The organism is Hymenobacter sp. NBH84 (genome assembly GCF_014217645.1).
GTDB lineage: Bacteria > Bacteroidota > Bacteroidia > Cytophagales > Hymenobacteraceae > Hymenobacter > Hymenobacter profundi.
Map to the genome: position 1 here is coordinate 751,766 of NZ_CP043644.1, position 23,520 is coordinate 775,285.

The following is a 23,520-nucleotide window of genomic DNA, read 5'->3' on the forward strand; positions in this document are numbered from 1 at the left end:
GTTATAGAACAAAGTAGAGACGGAAGGATGCGTCTCTACTTTGTTCTTGGCCTGCGTAGGGCGATACTTAAAACGACTTCGTGAAGCCTACCTTGATCTTGAGCTGAAAGTCCTGAATCACCTTGAAAATCTCTTTCAGCGTGACTTGTTCCACCTGCGTAAGGGTGGTCGGGTCTACGTAATTGGTGGGAGAGGTGCGGTCTTTCAGGAGCTGGGTGGCCTGCTTGTGCAGGCGCATGCCCATCAGGTAGTAATACGCCTGTAGCAGCTCCTGGTACTCTTTTTCGCGGAATACGCCCCGCTCGCGCAGCAGGGCCAGCCGCTCGCCGGTGTTGGTCCGGAAAATCTGGTGTTGGAGCGCGTATACCCGTACCAGGTCCACAATGGGCGTCATGGTGCGCTTGAGGTCGAACACCTTTTGGGTGCCCTGCACAAACGTGCGGATGTTGCGCAGGAAGGTAAGCGGCGGCTCGTATTGCAGGGCATTCTGAGCCATAAACCGGAAAAAGCGCTCCGAGGGCTTTTGGAGCTCCTGATGCAGAAAGGCTTGCAACTCGTCCATAATAGATTCGTCGCCGTAGAGGTAGCGGCAGTCGAAAAAGGTAGCGAAGCGCATCACGTTTTCGGGGTTCGACTCGCGCAGCCACTCCTGGTAGTTGCGTTTCCAGTGCGAGAGCGAGTGCGTCCACTTCGGGTTTTTGGCCATGAAGCCGCCCGTACAGTAATGCAGCCCAATGTGGTTGAGCTGATCGGACACGGCCTCCGCGAAGCGCAGGAAATACGCCCGCACCAACTCGCGCTGCTCATTGGCTTTGTCTTCGTAGATGATGGCATTGTCCTGGTCCGTCACCAGGGTTTGCTCCTGCCTACCCTCGCTGCCCAGTACCATAAACACGAAGCGGGCTGGGGCCGGGCCGTGCTCGGCCAGCACATTGTCAATCACCTTGAGGGCAATGGCATCGGCCACGGCCGTAATCACCTGGTTCACGATTTCCGACTTCACGCCCCTACCTAGCAGCTGCTGCACAATCTCGGGTACCTGGTCCCAGCGGCGCTTCAGCTCGTGGGTGCTCTGGGCCAGCTTCACAGCCTGAATGAACATAAACGGCGACTGGGCCAAGTCGCTGAGCAGTTTGTTGCGGCTCAGGAAGCCCAGAAACTCGCCCTCGCGCTCTACCAGCAGGTAGCGCGTTTTGGTCTGAAACATCTTCAGAATAGCCTCATACACAAAAGCTCCGCTGCTGACTGTGACCAACGGCGTTGCCAGCACGTCTGCCACGGGGCGGTTGGCGTCGAGGCGCTGCGCAATCACGGAGTCGCGTAGGGTGATGTCGGTGCAGTAGCCCACAATGGTACCCTCGGCATCGGTCACAAACAGGCAGCTCACCTTAGCAGCGGCCATGCGCTGTGCCGCTTCAAAGATGGGCGTATCCAGCGTGCAGGCCGTGATGGGGCGCATTTCCAGCGTTTCTACCCGGCGCGAAAACAGCTGGTCGGCCACCAGGAAATTTTGCTCGGGCGTGTCGCGGGGCTTCACGAAGTGGGCAAACTCCTCGTTCAGCATCTGCTCGCCGTAGCGCGCCGTGAAAAAGTGGAAGAAGGCAGGGTAGGACACGCACAGCGCCCGGAAGTCGCGGCGGGGGAGGGTGAGCACCCGCGTACGGGCGCGCACTACCACCGTCCGGATAGAGCGTTTTTTGTGCAGCAGAATAGAAATGCCTCCGTAGCAGGTGCCTGCGGGGTAGATAAGGGGTAGGCGCTTGTGCTGCTCGCTATCGTAGAAAAAGGTGTCGTAAGCGCCTTCCACAATGATGTCCAATGCCCGCAGCTTGCTGGTACCTTGTTGGTAAAGTAGGGTTTCGCGGGGGTAGTGAACTTCCTCTACCAAATCGGCTACCCCTGCCAGCACGTCGTCGGGCAGGAGTTGGAAGGGTTCCACGGTGCGCAAAAAAGCCAGGACGTTATCCATAGATCAACCAATAGAGAAGGAGAAAAAACAAGGCCACCCCGATGGTAATCGGTAGTTGGTGTTGTGCCCAGAAGGAGCGGGGCGCCGGGGGCACCAGCCGCGGTAGGGTAGGGGCGGTGGCAGCAAACAGACCCCGGCGGCGCATTTCAAAAAAGCAGCGAGCCGTGGCAGCGGCGTCGCCCACGGCATCGTGTAGGCGGGGCGGCGGTTCCTGGAAAAGATATTCGTGCAGGTCGGCTAGCTTCAGGTAATGTCCACGCAGGCTCAGCGGCCGACTGCTGAACATAGTGCAGAACTGCGGCAAGGCCGGCAGCGGATTCGACAAGCCTACCCGCTGAAACGCCGCACCCAGCACGTGAAAATCGAGTTGCAAAAAATGCCCGATTACCTGCGGACGGTAGTGGAGTAGGTCGTGGTGCAGGCGCTCCAGTACGGGGCGCGGCGCGGCACCGTGGGTGTGCAAAAAGTCTTCAGTAAGGCCGTGCACGGCAACAGCTTCGGCGGGCATGGTACCGGCGGGTACGCGCAGATACGCTTCATCGGCGCGCACCAGCTCGCCGGCCGTCGTGTATACCTGCCAGGCCAGTTGCGCAATGTGGGGCCAGTGGCCTTCCTCTGCGTATGGTTGGTCCCAGCGAGTGGGCAAGCCCGTGGTTTCCGTATCAACAAACAAGAAAAAATCGGCAGCCACAGAGCGGTAGTATTAGGCGTAACAAGGGCACCACAGAAGAAAATAGCAGGTAGGGCACGCCGCCTCAGCCTGCTGCTGGCAAAGCATACCTATTTCTGACAGCCAAAGTACTGCTTTGGTGTAACAGTAGGTTGAGGTGAGGGCGCATAGTGCAAACGTTGTAATACTGCTGATTACTTGAAAGAGAAAAATTTGTTTATGCTATTACACAAACGATAAAGTTTAGATAACATTCTTATATTTCGGGACAAGTTGCAGTAAGAGAGGCCTCAGTATGCGATTCAGGCCACTTCAAAGCAACTGCCCCCGTTTTCAGAAGGCCTTGGCCTGTTTTTTTACCCTGCCTACACAAACGATTGCGATATTTTTTTACACAATCGTTTGTGAGTATTGAAATTTCAATCCCCATTTTCTTCTTTATGAGAAAGACAATACCCAAACTACGCCGGCTGGCTATTCCGGCGCTATTGTGTGGTTTGCCCTTGCTACCCTTGGCAGCGCAGGCAGCTACCTCCGCAACAGGCTTTCTAACGGGTACTCTGCTGCCTGTTGCCGATGCGCCCGTAACGGGGCGTGTAGTAGATGAGAAAGGAACCGGCCTACCCGGCGTGAACGTGGTAGTGAAGGGCACTACCAATGGCACGCAAACCGATGCCGATGGTCGCTACACCCTAACCGTACCCGACGGTGCTACCCTGGTGTTTTCGTTTGTGGGGTATGCCGCACAGGAGGTGGCTGTGGGCGGCCGCACCACAATCAACCTGGCACTAGCACCCGACTCACGGGCCTTGGGCGATGTGGTGGTGGTAGGATACCTGACCGAGAACCGACAGAACGTGACCAGCGCTGTGGCGCCGCTGGATGTAAAAGAAGCGAATAAGACTCCGGTGCCTACCGTTACGCAGGCGTTGCAGGGGCGGGTAGCAGGCGTACAAGTAACGGGCTCGGGTGGCCCCGGCGCCACACCTATCATCAATATCCGTGGTATTGGCACATTGGGTAATGCCAGCAGTGGCCCCTTGTACATCATCGATGGTTTATGGACGGATAACATCCGCGACCTGAACCCTAATGATATTGAGACGCTGAACATCCTGAAAGATGCTTCTTCTACGGCCGTGTATGGTTCGCGGGGAGCCAACGGGGTAGTACAGATTACCACCAAAAAAGGTAAGGCGGGGGCGCCATCCATTAGCTTCAATGGCTACCGGGGCGTCGATAACGTGTATAAAACCTACAACCTGACCAATGCCAGCGAGTGGGCTGATCGTGCTGTTATTGCGTATCGTAATGCTGGCCTAGACCCGCTCAACAACGGCCAAAACAGTTTGGCTGGGGCCGTTAAAGGTCCCGGCGGGGCCTTCAACCCCAATGTGGATACCGACTGGCAAAAGGAATTCTTTCAGACTGGTACGCTGGAAGATTACAACCTCTCCTTTTCGGGCGGTTCTTCGGGAGAAAAATATACCTCCAACTACCTGATTTCGGGTGAGTATTTTCACCAGGAGGGCATCGTGAAAGGTCCTGACTTCAAGCGATACAGCTTGCGTTTAAACTCAGGTCTCACGAAAGGGCGTTTCCGCCTGCAGGAAAACGCCCAGCTCACGCATATCAACACGACACTGCTGAATGGCGCGCCGTTTATTGATGTGTTGACAATTATTCCTAGTATTCCGGTATACGACCCGGCAAATCCGGGGGGCTTTGGTACGGGCTCATCGGTGCTGAACTCGTTTGCTACCAACCCTATAGGAGCACAGTCGCTGCTACGCCGCACGCAGGCAGACAACCGGTTGGCAGGCAACGTTAGTGCCGAGTACTCTTTCTTTGATTTTCTAACTTATCGGCTAAATGTGGCCATGGATGGCCATACCTACAGCAATGCCGATGCGCAGAAACTGGGTATCATACGGCAGAACACCGCCATTAATACGTCGTCGCTAAACGAATTCTTAGGCTACGACCTATTCTTGCTGGCTGAGAACACGCTGAACTTCAACAAGCGTATCGGTGACCACGGCGTGAATGCCTTATTGGGCTACTCAGAGCAAAGCTTTCAGCAGCACAACGTGCAGGCAGGCGCACAAGGCTTCACTAGCTCGCCACAGTATTACTTCGAGCTAAGCGCTGGCCCACGGGTAGGGGTGGTGCAAGGAGCCTCGTTTGAGTACACCAAACGCTCCTTCTTTGGGCAGGCTACCTACGACTACAAGAACCGCTATCTGGCCTCGCTGAGTGCCCGCCGCGACGGGTCGTCGCGCTTCACCCCTGAGAACCGGTGGGGTAATTTCTGGGCAGCCTCGCTAGGCTGGCGCATCAGCGAGGAAGACTTTTTCAAAGATGCTGTGCCGGCTATCAACAACCTGAAGCTGCGGGCCAGCTACGGCACTAATGGCAACGATGCGCTGAATGGTCCTTACGGGGGCAGTTACTTGCCCTACCCCATCATTGGGCAAAACGTGAATTACGTTATCGGCACCGGCCAGACCATTGTAAACGGCTCCTCGCAGTTGGCACTGGCCAGCCCCGATATTCGGTGGGAAGACCGTCGCACCCGCAATATTGGTCTGGATTTGGGCGTGCTCGACAGTCGCTTGAGCTTGTCGGCTGATTATTATATTTCTGAAACCCGCAACGCGCTGGCGCCAGTGCAGGTGCTCACCTACCTCGGTCACTTCGGCAACGACATCTACCAGAACGCGGGCACTATCGAAAACCGGGGCTTTGAATTGGGCCTGGGCTACCACGAGACAAAAGGTGATTTCACCTACGGCGCCGATTTCAACCTGACAACACTCAAAAACGAAATCACGGCCGTACCGACCGTAGGACAAACGTTTGGTGGTGGCGAAGGGGTAACCCGCTCGCAATTAGGTACGTCGCTGGGCGAGTTCTACCTGATTCCGTTCGATGGTATTTTCCAATCGAATGATGAGGTAGCAAATTATAAAAGCTCCAATGGCACCATTATTCAGCCATACGCCTCGGCTGGTGATGTGCGTTACAAAGACGTGAACGACGACGGCAAGATCGATAATGCCGACCGCGTATTCGCAGGCAAATCCATTCCCAACCTGGTGATGGGCTTGAACTTGAATGCCGCCTATAAAGGCTTCGACCTGTCGGTATTCCTGCAGTCTTCCAGCGGCAACAAGGTGTACAACCAAGCCAAACTGGCGCTGGAAAGCTACAACGGCCCCAATAACTACGACGCCGACGTGACTCCGTGGTCGGTTGACAATCCTTCGAGCACTACACCGCGTCTGTTGCAGGGTGGTGGCTTAGGTAACTTAGGGCAAGCGGCCGCCTCTAACGCGCTATTCAATAGCACGCGCTGGTTGGAAAATGGCAATTATGTACGCCTAAAAAACGTGCAGCTGGGCTATACGCTACCTACGAGCATAACCAGCAAAGTGCCTAGCCTGGGCAGCGTGCGGGTATACGTGACGGGCCGTAACATCGTGACCTTCACCAAATACTCGGGCTTCGACCCAGAGACGACCGGCACAGGCTTCTACAGCCGCGGCGTAGACAACAGCTCCTACCCCAACGTGCGCAGCTTCATTGGCGGCTTGCAAGTGAATTTCTAATAACTGCGGTGGGCCTGCCATTATATGTGGGCAGGCTCTACCCACCCAATCTGTACTAAACCAATGAAAATACATAAGATAGCCGCTCTCTTTCTGCTCTCCAGCGGGTTGCTGCTGACTACGAGCTGCGAGAAAGACTTATTGGATCAGAGCAATCCGAACGCTCCCGATACCTCGCAGTTCTGGAAAACCCAGGACGATGCCATTAAAGGCGTGTATGCCTGCTACTCGGGTTTGCAGCAGTATGCCTGCTACGGCCACTCCTGGCAGTTTATGGCTGCCCGTTCCGACGAATCGTACAGCCAGAGCCCTTTTGTAGAGCTGGCCAACTTTACGCGCTTCATCACCCCAGACAACAACTTCTTTATCTCGTCCTTCGCCTGGAACGACTACTACCGCACCATATTCCGCACCAACCAGGTGCTGACCCACGTGCCGGATATCGACATGGACGCGACGCTGAAAAACCGTCTGCTCGGGGAGGCGCAATTTGTGCGGGCACTGTCGTACTTCGACTTGGCTTACTTCTTCGGCAACGTGCCCCTGATTCTGGTAGAGCCCGTGGTGACTACCCGTGCGCCGCAGGCTACTACGGCCCAGATAGAAGAACAGATCATTGCCGACCTCACGGCTGCCATTCCTAATCTGCCGTTGTCGTACGGCGATGCTGAGAAGGGCCGCGTAACGAAAGGAGCTGCTCAGGCCCTGCTGGCCAAAACATACATGATGCAGCGTAAATACAGCGAGGCATCGGCCCTGTTTACCCAGATTATCGGCTCGGGCCAGTACGACTTAGTGGCCAACTACCTCGATAACTTCACGGATGCCAACGAGAACAACCGCGAGTCGGTATTCGAGATTCAATACGTAAACTCACCGTTGGACGTAGGTCAGGGCCAGGACAATGCGTCGGCGTCGGAAGGGTATGACCGGCCCAACTTCTTTGGGCCTCCCTACTACAGCTTCGCCGACGTGCAACCTCGTCTGTGGTTGCTGAACGCCTACACCGACTCTACCACTGCATTTGCACCTGGGAGCACCACCCGGCATATGATTGATCCACGCCGGGACGTGTCCATCATCAGCGCTCGTAACCCCGACCGTTTCTACGGCAAAACTTTCGCTGAATTGATTGTAGAGCGCAACTACAACCCCAACCAGCAATACTGGCGCAAGTACCTGAACGACCGCACGCGCACAACGCCCGAGGATTTCACTTCAGGCATTAACTTCCGCGTGATCCGCTACGCCGACGTACTGCTGATGCAGGCCGAAGCGCTGACTGAGCTAAACCGCGTAAGCGACGCGCTACCGTTGGTAAACCGTGTGCGCAATCGGGTAGGGCTGGCCTCACTCACGGGTAGTTATTCGCAGGAGGCCATGCGCCAGCTTATTCGCACGGAGCGCGCCAAGGAGCTGGCCGGCGAGGGTACACGTTGGTTCGACATTCTGCGCTATGGGCTAATGGATAACCAAGCTGGCATCACGGAGCTAACCAGCCGCGATTCGGACTTCACCAACTTCCGTCTGGGTGTTTCCAAGCTACTACCCATTCCACAACGGGATATCGATATTGACCCCAATGTGAAGCAGAATCCTGGCTACTAATACGCTACTGGTATAGCGGGAATAAAACAGCCGTTTCGGGCAGTAGCTTGAAACGGCTGTGTTGCTTTCTATGAACTCAAATAGCTTGTATAAAGTGCTTTATGATAACATTCTATACCGGGTTGCTGAGTCGAAAGGGTAGGCAGTTACTTGCCCTACTAGTGCTATCGAGCTGCGGCGACGCAGGCGACAATTCGCCCGTATCGCCTACTCCAGTACCAGCTCCTGCACCGGCTGCTGGTACCACGTTCACCAACCCGCTGCTACCTTCCGGCGCCGACCCATGGGTGTACCAGCAAGGGAACACGTACTACTACCTGAATACTACCTATACCAACCTGCGCATTTGGAAAACCAACAAAATGTCAGATCTGGGCACGGTATCGAGTACGCTGGCCTGGGCTCCGCCTGCGAGTGGGCCAGCCTCCGGCAACCTGTGGGCACCCGAGCTATATCACTTCGACAATAAGTGGTACCTCTACTACTCCGCCGGACCGGCTGGCACCGATTTGGGGCAGCAACGGACCTGGGTACTAGAAAATAGCGCCGCAGATCCCACTACCGGCACCTGGACTGATAAAGGTCGCATCTTCTGCGCTTCTGCCGATTTCTGGGCCATTGATGGAACCGTGCTGGAGCAAAATGGTAAGCGTTATTTCATTTGGTCGGGACACAATGGGGTAGACGCTGTGCAACGGCTCTACATTTCTCTGATGAGTAATCCCTGGACGCTGACGGGGCCGCGCGTGGAGCTGTCGCATCCTGAGTATAGCTGGGAAATGGTAGGGCTGCCTTACGTTAACGAGGGACCAGAAATTTTGCAACACGGGGGTAAAACGTTTCTAGTGTACTCGGCTAGCTTTTGTGGCACCGACTACTACTCCCTGGGTATGCTGACAGCCGATGCCACCGCTGATCCTATGCTATTAGCATCTTGGACGAAATCGACCAAGCCGGTTTTCTCTCAGAGCCCCGCTAGCCGTGCCTACGCTACCGGGCACAATGGCTTTTTTAAATCCAAGGATGGTACGCAGGATTGGCTGATTTATCATGCCAATTCCAGTGCAGGTCAGGGCTGTTATGATACCCGCAACCCGCGCATGCAAGTCTTCACCTGGAACCCCGATGGCATGCCCAATTTTGGGACGCCCGTTGGCATCCATATCGCACTTACGAAACCTAGCGGCGAGTAAGAGCTCGTGCGCGTATTCCTCAAACCCTACTGCTATGCCCACACCTTTACTCATTTCGCTTCGCGCACATCTGGTTGGTACCATGCGGTGCTTGTTACTCTTGCTGTTACTGATCGGCATAAGCAACGTGCGCACCTACGCGCTGCAAGGATTCTACGGTTCGCATGACCCTTCTACCATCGTGAAGGAGGGCAACAAGTATTGGATCTTTACGACTGGACAGGGTATCTATAATATGTACTCTACGGACTTAGTAACCTGGACACCCTCGCCGCGGGCAGTGTTTATTAATAATGCCTACCCTAGTTGGATCAATGCCAAGGTGCCAGGCTTTGCAGGTAACTTTTGGGCACCAGAGTGCATCTATATGAATGGCAAGTACTACCTCTACTATTCGTGCTCCACGTTTGGTTCGCAAGTATCGGCTATAGGTCTGGCCACCAACGTTACGTTGGACCCTGCCAATGCCAACTACAAATGGGAGGACCAAGGCGAAGTGGTTTCTTCTGTAGCCGGCAGCGGCCCCAATGCTATTGACCCCGCCGTGCTGCGCGACGCCAGCGGCAACGTGTGGCTCACGTATGGTTCGTTCTTCGGTGGTATTCGCACCACGCAGCTAAACGCTACCACCGGCAAGCCCTTGAGCAGCGCGGGCTATACGCTGGCCAATGGTGGGGTAGAGGCCCCCGATCTGGTACAGCATGATAATTTTTACTACCTGTTCATCAACCGCGGCAGCTGCTGCCAAGGCATCAATAGCACATATTATATTCAGGTAGGGCGCGCCGCTACGCCAGCGGGACCTTTCTTAGACAAAGAAGGTAAGGACCTGAACAGCCTGGGCGGTACTACCGTGCTGGGCTCGGCCGGGCGCTATATCGGGCCGGGCCACGCGGGCATTTTCACCGAAAATGGCGTGAGCTACTTCTCGCACCACTATTACGATGGCTATGACAACGGGGCGCCCAAGCTCGGGCTGGCTCGCCTCACCTGGGATGCTGCAGGCTGGCCTGTGGTCAGCCGCGAGTGGGTAGCCGCCGGCCGCTACGAAGTCAAAAACCAGTTGAGTGGCCTCGTATGGGACGCTTGGGGCTGCACGGGAGCCTCGGGGCAGATGGTGGCGCAGGGTACACCCAGCGGCCTCACCTGCCAACAATGGGACTTCACGGCTATAGGCAACGGGGAGTACAAAATCACGAATGCATTGGGCGGGCTGGCCGTGGATGTGATGGGCTGCTCGGCTGATGCGGGGGCCAAGCTGCAACTTTTTACGTACAATGGGTTGACTTGCCAGCGGTTTTCTATCGACCGCGCTAACGATGGTACGCTCGTGTTTGCCTCCGCAAATGGCAATCGTGTAATAGAGGTTCCGAACGCTTCCACCATAGCTGGGCAGCAACTAGGACTATGGGATTACAATGGTTGCCCCTGCCAGCGCTGGACGCTGAGTCCGGCGGGCGTAACCACCGCTACCCTACCTAGTCAGTTACTAACTGGTATCAGCATCTACCCTATACCAGCCGAGCAGGGCAACTTCACGGTTGATTTAGGCGAGCAAAAAACAGGAAGTGTAACCACCGTGCTAATCTTCGACTGGCAGGGTAGGGAAGTGTACCACCAGCAGTTTGGGCCGCAGCAAACGCAATTGACCGTTGAAGCTAAATTGGCTGGTGGAATGTACATGGTGCAGGTGCAACGTGGGGCTAAACGCTTGGTGCAGAAGGTGACAGTACGCTGAGTAGCGAGTAATCGATGTCATACAGAATTGTACCAAATAAGATTAAATACACAAACGATTGTGTGCTTAAGATAGAATCTTTACTTTACACCGCGAAAACCAGTACCATATGCAGAAACGCGTGCGCAATCCGGGTTTTTAGCACTTAAAGGCGTAATAGAGAGCCGCGACACTCTTGTTGAAAGGATAGGACACGGAAGCATTTTAAGGAAATCAGCTTGGGCGTTTTTATCTGTAACACTACGTTTTTCTGCATACGTTTTCATTACTTGCCACCTATCCCTTCACCTGTTCTTTTCCGTTGATGACACACATTCGCTACGCTAGCTCCCTTGCCAGCGGCCTATTCGCAACGTTGCTACTAGCCGCCTGTAATCAAAACCCCTCCACCAACGAGACTGGCGCCACCACGGCCGCCGCTGCCGACTCCACCCAAACTTCTGCTGCTATGCCCGTTTCCACTTCCTTCGGCAACACCACCGAGGGCACCGAAGCCCAGCTTTACACCCTTACCAATGGCCATGGCCTGAAAGCCACCATCACCAACTACGGCGGTACCATTACCTCGTTGATGGTACCCGACAAAAGCGGGCAGCTAGGGGATATTGTGTTGGGTTTCGACAAAGTAGGCGGGTACCAGAGCCCAGAGTTTTTGAAATCGGGGCCCTACTTTGGAGCGCTGATAGGACGCTACGGCAACCGCATTAAAGGCGGCAAGTTCACGCTGGACGGCCAGACGTATTCCCTACCCCAGAACAATGGGCAGAACACGCTGCACGGCGGCAAGAAGGGCTTTGATAAGGTGCTATGGGAAGCCAAGCCGGGTTCCTCGGCCGATGGCCAGACGCTGACGCTCACCTACCTGAGCAAAGATGGTGAAGAAGGTTTCCCCGGCAACTTGCAGGTGACGGTGGTCTACACCCTCACCGACAACGACGAGCTGAAAATCGACTATTCGGCTACCACTGATAAGGCTACCCCCGTCAACCTCACCAACCACAGCTACTTCAACCTGGCCCTGGGGCAGAGCAAGGATGTGCTGGCCCACCAGGTGATGATTCCGGCCGACCGCTACACGGTAGTGAACGACCAACTGATTCCCACGGGCGAGCTACGCCCAGTGAAGGGCACCCCCTTCGACTTTACGACCCCCCACGCCATTGGCGAGCGGATTGCGCAGGTGCCCGGCGGCTACGACCACAACTGGGTGTTGAACAACCCCAGCGGCATGCACCAGGCCGCCTCAGTATACGAGCCTACCACGGGCCGCACCTTGGAAGTAACCACTACTGAGCCAGGTGTGCAGTTCTACACCGGCAACTTCCTCGATGGCACGCTCACCGGCAAAAACAATGTCACGTACGGCAAAAACGCCGGTTTCTGCCTCGAAACCCAGCACTTCCCCGACTCGCCCAACCAGTCTGCCTTCCCCAGCACCACGCTGAAGCCCGGCGACACACTACAATCAACTACCATCTTCAAGTTCGGGGTGCGCAAGTAGACGCCAGTAGGGTCGGCTTGCCGCCGCCCGCCGCCAGAACGTCGCATCCAGCACGTCATTTCGACCGACGGGAGAAATCTCGCGTGCAGCGCTAATTACACGTCAAGAAATTGCCGGGAGCACGCGAGATTTCTCCTGCTGGTCGAAATGATGTGCTGGTTTTCTCTAGTCTAGTACGCAATCAACAATTACCTCATGACTGACCATCCTGCCTACGTCATCGGTCTTGACTATGGCACCGACTCGGTTCGCGCCCTCCTCGTGAATGCCCATACCGGCGACGAGGTAGCTCAGGCCGTGCATTACTATCCCCGCTGGAAGCAGGGTGCCTACTGCAACCCCCAGAAAAACCAGTTCCGCCAGCATCCCCTCGATTATATTGAGGGCTTGGAAGCCACCGTGCGCCAGGTAGCCCAGCAGGTGCCGGCCGAGCAAATCAAAGGCATTGCCATTGATACCACCGGCTCTACCCCTGGTGCCGTGAATGAGCAGGGGGTAGCGCTGGCCCTCACGCCCGGCTTCGAGGAAAACCCCAACGCCATGTTCGTGCTCTGGAAAGACCACACGGCCCTGGCCGAAGCCGCCGAAATCAATGAGAAAGCCCGCACCTGGGGTGGCCCCGACTACACGCAGTTTGAGGGTGGCATCTATTCCTCGGAGTGGTTTTGGGCCAAGATTGCCCACGTAGTGCGCGAAGACGAAGCCGTTGCCCAGGCCGCCTACTCCTGGATGGAGCATTGCGACTGGATGACGTTGCTACTCACCGGACAGGACCTAGCTACGTTCAAGCGCAGCCGCTGCGCCGCCGGCCATAAGGCCATGTGGCACGAGAGCTGGGGCGGCCTACCCTCCGAGAAGTTTCTGACCTTACTGGAGCCGAAACTTGCCGGTTTACGCAACCGATTGTTTGAGGAAACCTATACCGCCGACCAGGTAGCCGGTACGCTCTCCGCGGAGTGGGCCGAGCGCCTGGGCCTCACTACCGATACGGTAGTGGCCGTGGGCTCATTTGATGCCCACGCGGGCGCCGTGGCCGGCGAAATTGAAGCCTACTCTATGGTGAAGGTAATGGGCACCAGCACCTGCGACATTGTGGTTGCGCCCACCGCCGAGGTAGGCGACAAGTTGGTGCAGGGCATTTGCGGCCAGGTAGATGGCTCCGTAATCCCCGGCATGCTGGGCCTGGAGGCTGGCCAATCGGCCTTTGGCGACCTGCTGGCGTGGTTCACGCAGATCATCGACTGGCCCCTACGTACCATGCTGCCCAAATCCACGGTGATTTCATCGGAACAGATGGAGGCATTGCGTGAGGAAATGCGCGGCAACCTGATTGTGGAGCTGACCGCCGCCGCCGAAAAAATTGACCCCGAAGAGTCGGCCGTATTGGCGCTGGACTGGGTGAACGGCCGCCGCACGCCCGACGCCAACCAAGCGCTGAAAGGTGCCATCATGGGTCTGACCATGGGCTCGGGGGCGCCGCAGGTGTTCCGGGCGCTGGTAGAAGCCATTTGCTATGGCTCCAAGCAGATTGTAGAGCGCTTCGAGAGCGAAGGCATCGCCATCAAGCAGGTAATTGGCATTGGCGGTGTGGCTAAAAAGTCGCGCTTTGCCATGCAGACGCTGGCCGACGTGCTTGATCGCCCCATTAAGATTGCTACCTCTGAGCAGGCCCCGGCTCTAGGCGCAGCCATGTACGCCGCCGTAGCGGCTGGCGTCCACCCCGATGTGCTCACAGCACAGCGCGCAATGGGTAGCGGCTTTGCCGAAACCTACACGCCCCAGCCCGACCGCGTGGCCGATTACGCCACTCGTTACAAGAAATACCAGGCCTTTGGGCAGTTCGTAGAAACGGCTACCCTGGGCGACAAACAGGCCGCAGAAACGGCCACTGCTACCGCATGAGTCAGTACCAAGACCTAAAGCAAGCCTGCTACGATGCCAACATGCAGCTCCCCAAGCTGGGGTTGGTGCTCTTCACCTTTGGCAACGCCAGCGTAGTCGACCGCGAAAATCGGGTGTTTGCCATCAAGCCCAGTGGCGTGCCCTACGACACGCTCCGGCCCGAGGACATCGTGATTGTTGACTTCGCTAATAAGATTGTGGAAGGGGAGAAGCGGCCGTCGTCGGACACCAAAACCCACGCTGTGCTCTACAGCCACTGGGAGCAAATTGGTGGCATTGTGCACACGCACTCCACCTATGCCACGGCCTGGGCCCAGGCTCAGCTGGATATTCCGGTGCTAGGCACCACCCACGCCGACCACCTCACCGCCGACGTGCCCTGCGCCCCCCCCATGGAAGATGCCATGATTGCCGGCGACTATGAGCACCAAACGGGCTGGCAGATCATCAACGAATTTCAACGGCGTGGTCTGACGCCTACGGAGGTAGAAATGGTGCTGCTTAGCAACCACGCGCCCTTCACGTGGGGCAAAACCGTGGAAAAAGCCGTGTACAACAGCGCTGTGCTGGAAGAAGTGGCCCGCATGGCCTACCTCAGCAGCACACTCCGCCCCGACGTGCCCCGCCTGAAAGACTCTCTCATCAAAAAGCACTATGAGCGCAAGCACGGTGCAAACTCCTACTACGGACAGAGCTAAAATGGAGCTGTTAGCTATTGGCGTTAGCTAATAGCTTTTTGCCCGTTTTTGCCCATTCTATTACGTCGCTTTCAACCTTTAAAAGCTATCAGCCAACAGCTAATAGCTAACAGCTAAAAACAATGCTTGACCTCAAACAATACGAAGCCTGGTTCATCACTGGCACCCAGCACCTCTACGGCCCCGAAACGCTAGAGCAGGTAGCCGCACACTCCCAGCAAATTGCTGCCGAGCTGGATACCAAGCTGCCCATCAAAATCGTCTTCAAACCTATTCTGAAGACGCCAGAGGAAATTTACCAGCTCATCCAGGAAGCCAACGTAGCCGAAAACTGCGTGGGCCTGATTGCCTGGATGCATACGTTCTCGCCGGCCAAAATGTGGATCAACGGCTTGAAAATTCTGAAGAAGCCATTGGCCCACCTGCATACCCAGTTCAACCGCGACATTCCGTGGGGTGAGATTGACATGGACTTCATGAACACCAACCAGTCGGCGCACGGCGACCGGGAGTTTGGGTTCATCACGGCCCGTATGGGTGTGAAGCGCAAGGTGATTGTGGGCTACTGGGAAGCCGAGGAAACGCAGCGCCAACTGAGCGTGTGGAGCCGTGTGGCCTGCGCCTGGGCCGACTGGCAGGGCGGCGCGTTCGTGCGCTTCGGCGACAACATGCGCTACGTAGCCGTAACCGAAGGCGACAAGGTAGAAGCCGAAATCAAGTTTGGCTACTCCGTGAACACCTACGGCATCGGCGACTTGGTAGCGGTAGTAAATGCCGTGACCGACGCCCAGATTGACGAGCTGCTGGCTACCTACGAGCGCGAATACGAGCTGGCTGATACGCTAAAAGAAGGCGGCAGCCAGCGCGAGTCGCTACGCGAAGCAGCCAAGATTGAAGCTGGCATGCGCCAGTTTTTGCAAGACAAAAAGGCGAAAGGCTTCACCGATACTTTCGAGGACCTCCACGGCATGGCCCAGTTGCCCGGCATTGCTACCCAGCGCCTGATGGCTGAGGGCTACGGCTTCGGCGGCGAGGGCGACTGGAAAACCTCTGCCCTGGTGCGCGCCATGAAAGTGATGGGCGCCGGCCTGCCCGGCGGCAACTCCTTTATGGAAGATTATACCTACCACTTCGCGCCCGGCAACAACCAGGTATTGGGCTCACACATGCTCGAAATCTGCCCTACCATTGCGGAGGGCAAAGTGCGCGCCGAGATTCATCCGCTAGGCATTGGCGGCAAAGCCGACCCCGTGCGCCTGGTATTCAACTGCCCCGCCGGCGAAGGCCTGAACGCCACCATCGTGGATATGGGCAACCGCTTCCGCATGATTGTAAACGAAGTAGAAGCCGTAGCGCCCGAGCACGAACTGCCCAACCTGCCCGTAGCCCGCGTGCTCTGGAAAGTGAAGCCGGATATGGCTACTGGCGTAGCTGCCTGGATTCTGGCTGGTGGTGCTCACCACACGGGTTTCAGCCAAAACCTGACGGTAGAGTACTTGGAAGATTTTGCGGAAATGGCTGGCATTGAGTTTCTCGTAATCGATGCCGATACAAAATTGCGCAATTTCAAGAATGAATTACGCTATAATGAAGTAGCTTTCGGGGGGCGTTAGGCCCCTCGGCTATTCACTCACTTTCCTACCCGTTTTTAAATCCGCATGCAGAACACCTTTAACACGTTAGATTTATCCATCTTTCTGCTCTACATCGTGGGCATTGCGGCCTATGGCTTCTATGTCTACAAGAGCAAGCAGAAAGCTCAGATGACCACTCAGGACTACTTCCTAGCGGAGGGTTCGCTCACGTGGTGGGCTATCGGGGCGTCGATGATTGCCTCCAACATTTCGGCAGAGCAATTTATTGGTATGTCGGGCAACGGGTTCCAGGTAGGGGTGGCCGTGGCAGCGTACGAGTGGTTGGCGGCTATTACGCTGATTGTGGTAGCCGTATTCTTCATGCCGATTTACCTCAAGCAGAAGATTTACACCATGCCGCAGTTTCTGGAGCAGCGCTACAACGCTACTCTGAGCCTGATTATGAGTATCTTCTGGCTGTTCTTGTACGTGCTGGTCAACCTCACATCCATTCTCTACCTCGGGGCGCTGGCCATCAGCAACCTGGTAGGCGGTGGCGAAAGCTTCCACCTGATTATGGTAGCCCTAGCGGTGTTTGCAGTGATTATCACCCTTGGCGGCATGAAGGTGGTAGGCTATACCGACGTAATCCAGGTGGCCGTGCTCATTGTTGGTGGTCTGGCTACTACCTACTTGGCCCTCACGCTGGTAAGCGAGCGGTTTGGGCTGGGCCACGATGCCGTTGCTGGTTTCAACGCCATGATGAGCGATGCTGGTGACCACTTCCACTTGATGTTTGAAAAGCCCACGGCCGACACGCCGCAGGTGGAGATCAACAAGTACCTGATGCTGCCGGGTATTGCCATGTACGCTGCTGGTCAGTGGATTGTGAACCTGAACTACTGGGGCTGTAACCAGTACATCACGCAACGCGCCCTGGGTGCCGATCTAAAAACGGCGCGTACCGGTATCCTGTTTGCTGGTATGCTGAAGCTGTTGATGCCCGTGATTGTGATGCTGCCCGGCATTGCCGCTTACGTGCTGCACAAAAACGGCGGTCTGCAAGGTGAAATGGCTCCCGGTGGCAACTTCAACGCCGATAACGCCTACTCAGCCATCCTGACTTTCCTACCCAACGGCCTGAAGGGCTTGTCGTTGGCGGCCCTCACGGCTGCCATTGTGGCCTCGCTGGCTGGTAAGGCCAACTCCATTTCTACTATTTTCACGCTCGACATCTACAAGCGCTACCTCAAGCCCGAAGCCGACGAGAAGCAACTAGTCTGGATTGGTCGCCTGACGGTGATGGCGGCTACCGTGATGGCTATCGGCCTCACTTGGAAGGACTTGCTGGGTATTGGTGGTGAAGGCGGCTTCACCTACATTCAGAAGTACACAGGCTTTATCTCGCCCGGTATCGTGGCCGTGTTTGTACTGGGGATGTTCTGGAAGCGCACCACCGCCCAGGCTGCTATTGCCGGGATGTTGGCGGGCTTTGTTCTGTCGGTATTCTTCAACAACTACGCCGTATCTGTATTCGGCCCTGAAACCATTCTGTATTCAGCCTTTCCTAATGGGCATGGCAGCTACGAAATTCCTTTCCTGATTTGCATGGGCCTCTCATTTGCCTTCACGGCTGCTCTGATGATTGGGATGAGCCTGCTCGGTCCAGTTATTAATCCGAAAGCTTTGCACCTGGATCGGAGCTTATTCCGGGTAAGCCCCAGCATCATGACGCTGATTGTCATTACCTTGCTGATGATTACGGCGTTGTACGTCAAGTTTTGGTAAACTCCGCCTAGCTGTATAAAGCCCCGGCGAAACGACATTTTCTCTTTATAGAATGTCGCATTGCCGGGGCTTTTGTATCTAAAAAAAGTTGTAATATCGCTTTCAAGGAAACTAAAGCTTCTGCTTAACCCTTACTCATACCTATGACTGCTACTCCCACTCACTCTTTTTCTCGCCTCGCGAAAGCAGCCCTATTCGGCGGGCTTTTTTTTGTTGGCGCCACACAATCGATTGCGCAAGCACCGACTACGATTACGGTGCAGGTCAATAAGCCGGTAGCACCAGTGCCGAAGAATATGTTCGGCCTGTTCTTCGAGGACATCAACTTTGCGGCCGACGGGGGCTTGTACCCGGAGCTGGTGAAGAATAAATCCTTCGAAACCGACGACAAACTCATTGGCTGGAAGGCCATCAAAGGCGGCTCGGCCCTCACCGAGTATATCGTGCTTAGCGAGCAGCCCATCAGCAAATCGAACACGCATTATCTGCGCCTGACCGCTCGCACCAATAGCCCCGATGCCGGCCTCACCAACGAGGGCTTCCGGGGTATGGGCGTGAAGCAGGGCGAAGACTACAACTTCTCGGTGTATGCGCGGCGCGGCCCCGGCAGCATCAGCGGCTTGACCGTGACGCTGGAAGATGAGAAAGGGCAGGCCCTGGCTCAAACCAAGGTAGGCGGCCTCACAAACGAGTGGAAGCAGTATACCGGCGTGTTGCGCCCCAGTGCCACCAGCGGCAAAGCGCACCTGAAAATCACCGTGGAAGGTGCCGGCACCGCTGATCTGGACGTGGTATCGGTGTTCCCGAAGGATACTTGGATGAAGCGCCCCAACGGCTTGCGCACCGACTTGGTGCAGCTGCTGAAGGACATGAAGCCTGGCTTCCTGCGCTTTCCTGGCGGTTGCATCGTGGAGGGCCGCACGCTAGCCCAGCGCTACCAGTGGAAGGAAACTATCGGCGACGTGAACTCCCGCGCTTCGCTGATTAACCGCTGGAACACCGAATTTACGCACCGCTATACACCCGACTACTACCAGTCCTTTGGGCTGGGCTTCTTCGAGTATTTTCAGCTGGCCGAAGACCTGGGTGCCGAGCCCCTACCCATCCTGAATATCGGAATGGCCTGCCAGTTCAACTCTGCCGAGCAGGCGCCCCTGAGCGCCACCACGCCCGGCGGCCCAAGTGCTGTAGTAACTGGCGCCGAAGCCCACAACCACGCCGACGACATCGACCTGGATACCTTTATTCAGGATGCGCTGGACTTGGTGGAATTTGCCAATGGCCCCGTGACGAGCCCCTGGGGGGCCAAGCGCGCCGCCATGGGCCACCCAGCGCCCTTCAACCTGAAAATGATTGGCGCTGGTAACGAGCAGTGGGGCCCGCAATACATTGAGCGCTACAAGCCATTCGTAAAAGCACTGAAAGCGAAGTATCCAAACATTCAGCTGGTAGCCAGCTCTGGCCCCGATCCAGGAGACGAGCGATTCAAATTCGCTACCGCACAGTTTCGGGAGCTGAAGGCCGACCTGATTGACGAGCACTACTACGCTAAGCCGGAGTGGTTCCGCCAAAATGTGGGCCGCTACGACAACTACCCTCGCACAGGTCCCAAGATCTTCGCTGGTGAGTATGCCGCGCAAAGTGTAGCCATTGCCAGCCCGAAAACAAGAATACCTGGGATTGCGCCATTTCTGAGGCTGCATTTATGACGGGCCTGGAGCGTAACGGCGAGGTAGTGGAAATGGCGTCCTACGCGCCGCTGTTTGCCCACGTAGACGCGTGGCAGTGGACGCCCGACATGATTTGGTTCGATAACCTGAACTCTTATGGCACGCCCAGCTACTACGTGCAGAAGCTATTTAGCCTCAACAAAGGCACCACTATTCTGCCTGTGCAGCTGCCCGGCAACGCCAAAAACGGCCAAGACAACCTGTTCGTGAGTGCTGTGACTGACGACCCGGCTGGCGACGTGGTAGTAAAGCTCATCAACTACTCCACCACCGCCCGCCCCGTGACCCTGAACCTGGCCGGAGCCAAGAAGGTAGGGAAAACCGGCAAGGCTATCGTAATGGCTAGCAACGATTTGCAGATGCAAAACAGTCTGAAAGAGCCCATGAAGCTGGCTCCTAAAGAGGAAACCTTCCGGGTAAGCTCGGGTAGCGCAGTAAGCTACACGCTGGCGCCCAACTCCTTCACGGTGTTGCGCATCCCTGGCAAAAAGTAAAGAGGGTAGGGGCCAGCATCTTATGCTGGCCCCTTCTTTTTCTTCGCAGTATATCTGTTACTTTCCGCAATCCACCAGCCCTAGTGATTCATTCCACCAAACGTATCCTAACTGCTTTGCTGTTGACTGGCAGCACTGCGACTTTCGCTCAGAAAACAGCGCCTACTTCCGACTTCCATCAGTGGGCACCTACCCCGCCCATGGGCTGGAACAGTTGGGACTGCTACGGCCCTACCGTGACCGAAGCCGAGGTGAAGGCCAACGCCGATTACATGGCCCAACATCTGAAAAGCAGTGGCTGGGAGTATGTGGTAGTGGACATTCGTTGGTACGTGAGCAACGACAAAGCCCACGGCTACAACGAGAAAGACCCCGATTTCAACATTGACGAGTACGGGCGGTTTGTGCCGGCCGTCAACCGGTTTCCATCGGCGGCGGGCGGCAAAGGCTTCAAGCCGCTGGGCGATTATCTGCACGCCAAGGGACTGAAATTTGGCATTCACATCATGCGGGGTGTGCCGGTAGTGGCCGTGCAGCGCCGCCTACCCATCCTAGGAAGCAAGGCCACCGCGGCTGATATTTACGCCAAGGAAGGGCAAGCCGCGTGGCTGCACGATATGTACACGGTGGTGGCGGGCCGGGCCGGTGCGCAGGAGTATTACGATTCCCTATTTAAGCTCTATGCCAGCTGGGGGCTGGATTTTGTGAAGGTAGACGACCTCTCGGAGCCCTACCACGCGCCGGAGATTGAGATGATTCGGCGGGCTATTGACAAGTCGGGTAGGAAGATTGTGCTGAGCATGTCGCCGGGCGAAACACCCGTTGCCAACGCCAAGCACGCTCAGCAGCATGCCAATATGTGGCGTACCGTGGGCGACTTCTGGGACAGTTGGGAGCAGCTGAAAGAGCATTTTGACGTGTGTAACCGCTGGAATCCCTACCGCCAGCCTGGTGCCTGGCCCGATGCCGATATGCTGCCGATGGGCCGCCTGGGCATTAGGGCCGAGCGCGGCGACGACCGTATGACGCGCTTCACCCGCGACGAGCAGTACACGCTAATGACGCTGTGGAGCATCTTCCGCTCTCCACTGATGTTTGGCGGCGACCTGCCCAGCAACGACCCGTTTACGCTGTCGTTGCTGACCAACAAAGAGGTATTGAATGTGCTGAACACCAGCACCAACAACCGCCAGCTGTTCCGCCGCAACGACCTAGTGGCCTGGACCGCCGACGACCCGAAAACCGGCGCGAAGTACCTGGCCGTTTTCAACGCCCAGGACCAAGACTTGCTGCCAGCCAGTGCTGCCGCGTGGAACAGCGGCACCATCAGTCGCCAGACGCCTGGCCAGAGCAAAGCGCTGGATGTGGACCTGAAAGGTGCCCGCACGCTTTACCTCAACGTGCGCGATGGTGGCGACGGCAGCGCCTGGGACCACGCCAATTGGCTGGCGCCTACCCTCACTGGCAATGGCAAAACGCTGGACCTCACTACCGTGCCGTGGAAAACGGCATCGGCGGGTTGGGGCAAAACCACCGTCAATAAAAGTGTGTCGGGTGGAGAATTGGGGGTAGGAGGGAAGACCTACGCGCGCGGTATTGGCACGCACGCCAACTCCATTATCGAATACGAAGTGCCGGCCGGCATGACGCGCCTGACGGGTAGCGTGGGACTGGATCAGGCCGGTGCCATGCAGAACACGGGCGGAACCATGCAGTTCCTGATCTTCACCCAAAGCCCCTACCGGCCCGCCCCCGCCGATTCGGCGCAGGTGCGGGTGTCGTTGCGCGAATTGGGCCTCACAGGCACTTGCACTGTGCGCGACTTGTGGTCGGGGCAGGAACTGGCACCGGCGACGGGCGAGTTTGCGCCGTACGTGCGGCGGCATGGTGCCAAGTTGTATCGAATCGAAAAGAAATAACCCAAACATCGACCTGTCTATAAGGTAGAACGCCCGGCCAATTTGGCCGGGCGTTTTTGGTGCCAGGAGGGCGTTGTGATGCGTAATGTGAGTGCTTGTTGGTATTCTCTTTACATTAACAACAAAACGGTAGCGGCTTGGGGAGATATAGCAAAACGTTTCAATACAATGACAACTACCCGGCTAGCTTCTTTTCGCATCAATTTCCAACTCTCTATAGCACAACCATGCGCACTGTTATCTGCTTCGGCGAAGTTCTTTGGGATATTCTGCCTACCGGTCAGCAGCCGGGTGGGGCGCCCTTCAACGTGGCCGTGCACCTGCACCAGCTGGGGCAACCCGTGCAGCTCATCAGCCGCGTGGGCGACGACGAACTGGGCCGGGAACTGCTGGCATTTATCAAATCGAAAGGCCTGAGTACGGCCCATGTGCAGCAAAGCCACACGCACCTGACGGGGGTAGTGAAAGCCAACGTAGACGACGCCCACGAGGTGGTGTACAAGATTGTGCAGCCCGTGGCCTGGGACTATATTCAATACGAGACGGAGCTGGCCGACCTGGTAGCCGGGGCCGATATGCTGGTGTACGGCAGCCTGGCCGCCCGCCAGGAGGATAGCCGCGAGACGCTGTACCGCCTGCTCGAAAAAGCCCGCTTCCGGGTGTTCGATGTGAACCTGCGCCCCCCGTACTATACTCCGGAAACCACGCTGCATCTGCTCAGCAAAGCCAACTTAGTAAAGCTGAACCACCACGAACTGGCTGAAGTGATGCAGTGGCTGGGCCAGGAAACCCGGCAGGACCGCGCCGACGCCATGCAGTGGCTGGCCATGCACTACCAGTTGCAGGCGGTGTGCGTGACCTGCGGCGCCGAAGGGGCGTTGCTCTACACCGGCGGCCAGCTCTACCGTGCTCCCGGCCTACCCGTCACAGTACGCGACACCATCGGGAGCGGCGATGCCTTTCTGGCGGCCCTGCTGAAAGGCTGGCTGGCCGGCGACGAGCCGGCCACCATGCTGCGCTTTGCCTGCGCCGCCGGGGCGCTGGTGGCTACCTTCCAAGGCGCTACTCCCGCCATTGGGGAGGCCGATGTAGCGGCGCTGCTGAAAACCCGCACGGAGTAGCTTG

The 23,520-nt window shown here is 56.6% G+C and carries 15 protein-coding genes; 13 read left to right on the forward strand and 2 right to left on the reverse strand.

The window, feature by feature from the left end; all coding sequences use genetic code 11:
- Positions 1-67: 67 nt before the first annotated feature.
- Positions 68-1,969: a DUF294 nucleotidyltransferase-like domain-containing protein gene (locus tag F1C16_RS03225; protein WP_185282934.1), complete on the reverse strand. Its 1,902-nt coding sequence runs from the start codon at positions 1,967-1,969 to the stop codon at positions 68-70.
- Complete coding sequence (locus F1C16_RS03230; protein ID WP_185282935.1) at positions 1,962-2,660, reverse strand: 3'-5' exonuclease; 699 nt, start codon at positions 2,658-2,660, stop codon at positions 1,962-1,964. The genes F1C16_RS03225 and F1C16_RS03230 overlap by 8 nt, the downstream gene beginning before the upstream one ends.
- A 419-nt stretch (positions 2,661-3,079) precedes the next feature.
- Here F1C16_RS03230 and F1C16_RS03235 point away from each other — a divergent pair, with 419 nt between their 5' ends.
- The 13 genes from F1C16_RS03235 (at position 3,080) to F1C16_RS03290 (ending at position 23,516) form a co-directional block, all read left to right on the forward strand.
- Positions 3,080-6,250, forward strand: coding sequence for a TonB-dependent receptor (locus F1C16_RS03235; RefSeq protein ID WP_185282936.1), 3,171 nt, complete (start codon positions 3,080-3,082; stop codon positions 6,248-6,250).
- A 63-nt stretch (positions 6,251-6,313) separates the two neighbouring features.
- Positions 6,314-7,858 carry a RagB/SusD family nutrient uptake outer membrane protein gene (locus F1C16_RS03240; RefSeq protein ID WP_185282937.1) on the forward strand — a complete coding sequence of 515 codons (1,545 nt, stop codon included), beginning with the start codon at positions 6,314-6,316 and terminating at the stop codon, positions 7,856-7,858.
- A 101-nt stretch (positions 7,859-7,959) separates the two neighbouring features.
- Positions 7,960-9,051: a family 43 glycosylhydrolase gene (locus F1C16_RS03245; RefSeq protein WP_185282938.1), complete on the forward strand. Its 1,092-nt coding sequence runs from the start codon at positions 7,960-7,962 to the stop codon at positions 9,049-9,051.
- 34 nt (positions 9,052-9,085) lie between these two features.
- Positions 9,086-10,789 carry a family 43 glycosylhydrolase gene (locus tag F1C16_RS03250; RefSeq protein ID WP_185282939.1) on the forward strand — a complete coding sequence of 568 codons (1,704 nt, stop codon included), beginning with the start codon at positions 9,086-9,088 and terminating at the stop codon, positions 10,787-10,789.
- Positions 10,790-11,093: 304 nt separating this feature from the next.
- Complete coding sequence (locus tag F1C16_RS03255) at positions 11,094-12,290, forward strand: aldose epimerase family protein (protein ID WP_185282940.1); 1,197 nt, start codon at positions 11,094-11,096, stop codon at positions 12,288-12,290.
- 195 nt (positions 12,291-12,485) lie between these two features.
- On the forward strand, positions 12,486-14,192 hold the full coding sequence (locus F1C16_RS03260) for a ribulokinase (protein ID WP_185282941.1): 1,707 nt from the start codon (positions 12,486-12,488) through the stop codon (positions 14,190-14,192).
- Positions 14,189-14,890, forward strand: a complete 702-nt coding sequence (locus tag F1C16_RS03265) for an L-ribulose-5-phosphate 4-epimerase (RefSeq protein ID WP_185282942.1) — start codon at positions 14,189-14,191, stop codon at positions 14,888-14,890. The genes F1C16_RS03260 and F1C16_RS03265 overlap by 4 nt, the downstream gene beginning before the upstream one ends.
- 122 nt (positions 14,891-15,012) lie before the next feature.
- Entirely contained in the window at positions 15,013-16,503 is a 1,491-nt protein-coding gene (gene araA, locus F1C16_RS03270) for an L-arabinose isomerase (RefSeq protein ID WP_185282943.1), read from the forward strand.
- 45 nt (positions 16,504-16,548) lie between these two features.
- Positions 16,549-18,252, forward strand: coding sequence for a sodium/solute symporter (locus F1C16_RS03275; protein WP_185282944.1), 1,704 nt, complete (start codon positions 16,549-16,551; stop codon positions 18,250-18,252).
- 143 nt (positions 18,253-18,395) lie between these two features.
- A complete protein-coding gene (locus tag F1C16_RS03280) occupies positions 18,396-19,961 on the forward strand; it encodes a carbohydrate binding domain-containing protein (RefSeq protein WP_219733391.1) in 1,566 nt (521 codons plus the stop codon).
- The gene (locus F1C16_RS22775) at positions 19,958-20,476 is read left to right on the forward strand and encodes an alpha-L-arabinofuranosidase C-terminal domain-containing protein (RefSeq protein ID WP_258049011.1); all 519 of its coding nucleotides are present in this window, start codon (positions 19,958-19,960) and stop codon (positions 20,474-20,476) included. The genes F1C16_RS03280 and F1C16_RS22775 overlap by 4 nt, the downstream gene beginning before the upstream one ends.
- A 116-nt stretch (positions 20,477-20,592) precedes the next feature.
- Complete coding sequence (locus F1C16_RS03285; RefSeq protein ID WP_185282945.1) at positions 20,593-22,395, forward strand: NPCBM/NEW2 domain-containing protein; 1,803 nt, start codon at positions 20,593-20,595, stop codon at positions 22,393-22,395.
- Positions 22,396-22,622: 227 nt separating this feature from the next.
- On the forward strand, positions 22,623-23,516 hold the full coding sequence (locus tag F1C16_RS03290; RefSeq protein WP_185282946.1) for a carbohydrate kinase: 894 nt from the start codon (positions 22,623-22,625) through the stop codon (positions 23,514-23,516).
- The last annotated feature ends 4 nt before the right edge of the window (positions 23,517-23,520 follow it).

Excerpts from the sequence above, each read along its gene's own strand:
- F1C16_RS03225 (WP_185282934.1), bottom strand. The coding sequence starts at position 1,969 with ATGGATAACGTCCTGGCTTTTTTGCGCACCGTGGAACCCTTCCAACTC.
- F1C16_RS03235 (WP_185282936.1), top strand. The coding sequence starts at position 3,080 with ATGAGAAAGACAATACCCAAACTACGCCGGCTGGCTATTCCGGCGCTA.
- F1C16_RS03240 (WP_185282937.1), top strand. The coding sequence starts at position 6,314 with ATGAAAATACATAAGATAGCCGCTCTCTTTCTGCTCTCCAGCGGGTTG.
- F1C16_RS03245 (WP_185282938.1), top strand. The coding sequence starts at position 7,960 with ATGATAACATTCTATACCGGGTTGCTGAGTCGAAAGGGTAGGCAGTTA.
- F1C16_RS03250 (WP_185282939.1), top strand. The coding sequence starts at position 9,086 with ATGCCCACACCTTTACTCATTTCGCTTCGCGCACATCTGGTTGGTACC.
- F1C16_RS03255 (WP_185282940.1), top strand. The coding sequence starts at position 11,094 with ATGACACACATTCGCTACGCTAGCTCCCTTGCCAGCGGCCTATTCGCA.
- F1C16_RS03260 (WP_185282941.1), top strand. The coding sequence starts at position 12,486 with ATGACTGACCATCCTGCCTACGTCATCGGTCTTGACTATGGCACCGAC.
- F1C16_RS03265 (WP_185282942.1), top strand. The coding sequence starts at position 14,189 with ATGAGTCAGTACCAAGACCTAAAGCAAGCCTGCTACGATGCCAACATG.
- araA (WP_185282943.1), top strand. The coding sequence starts at position 15,013 with ATGCTTGACCTCAAACAATACGAAGCCTGGTTCATCACTGGCACCCAG.
- F1C16_RS03275 (WP_185282944.1), top strand. The coding sequence starts at position 16,549 with ATGCAGAACACCTTTAACACGTTAGATTTATCCATCTTTCTGCTCTAC.
- F1C16_RS03280 (WP_219733391.1), top strand. The coding sequence starts at position 18,396 with ATGACTGCTACTCCCACTCACTCTTTTTCTCGCCTCGCGAAAGCAGCC.
- F1C16_RS22775 (WP_258049011.1), top strand. The coding sequence starts at position 19,958 with ATGACGGGCCTGGAGCGTAACGGCGAGGTAGTGGAAATGGCGTCCTAC.
- F1C16_RS03290 (WP_185282946.1), top strand. The coding sequence starts at position 22,623 with ATGCGCACTGTTATCTGCTTCGGCGAAGTTCTTTGGGATATTCTGCCT.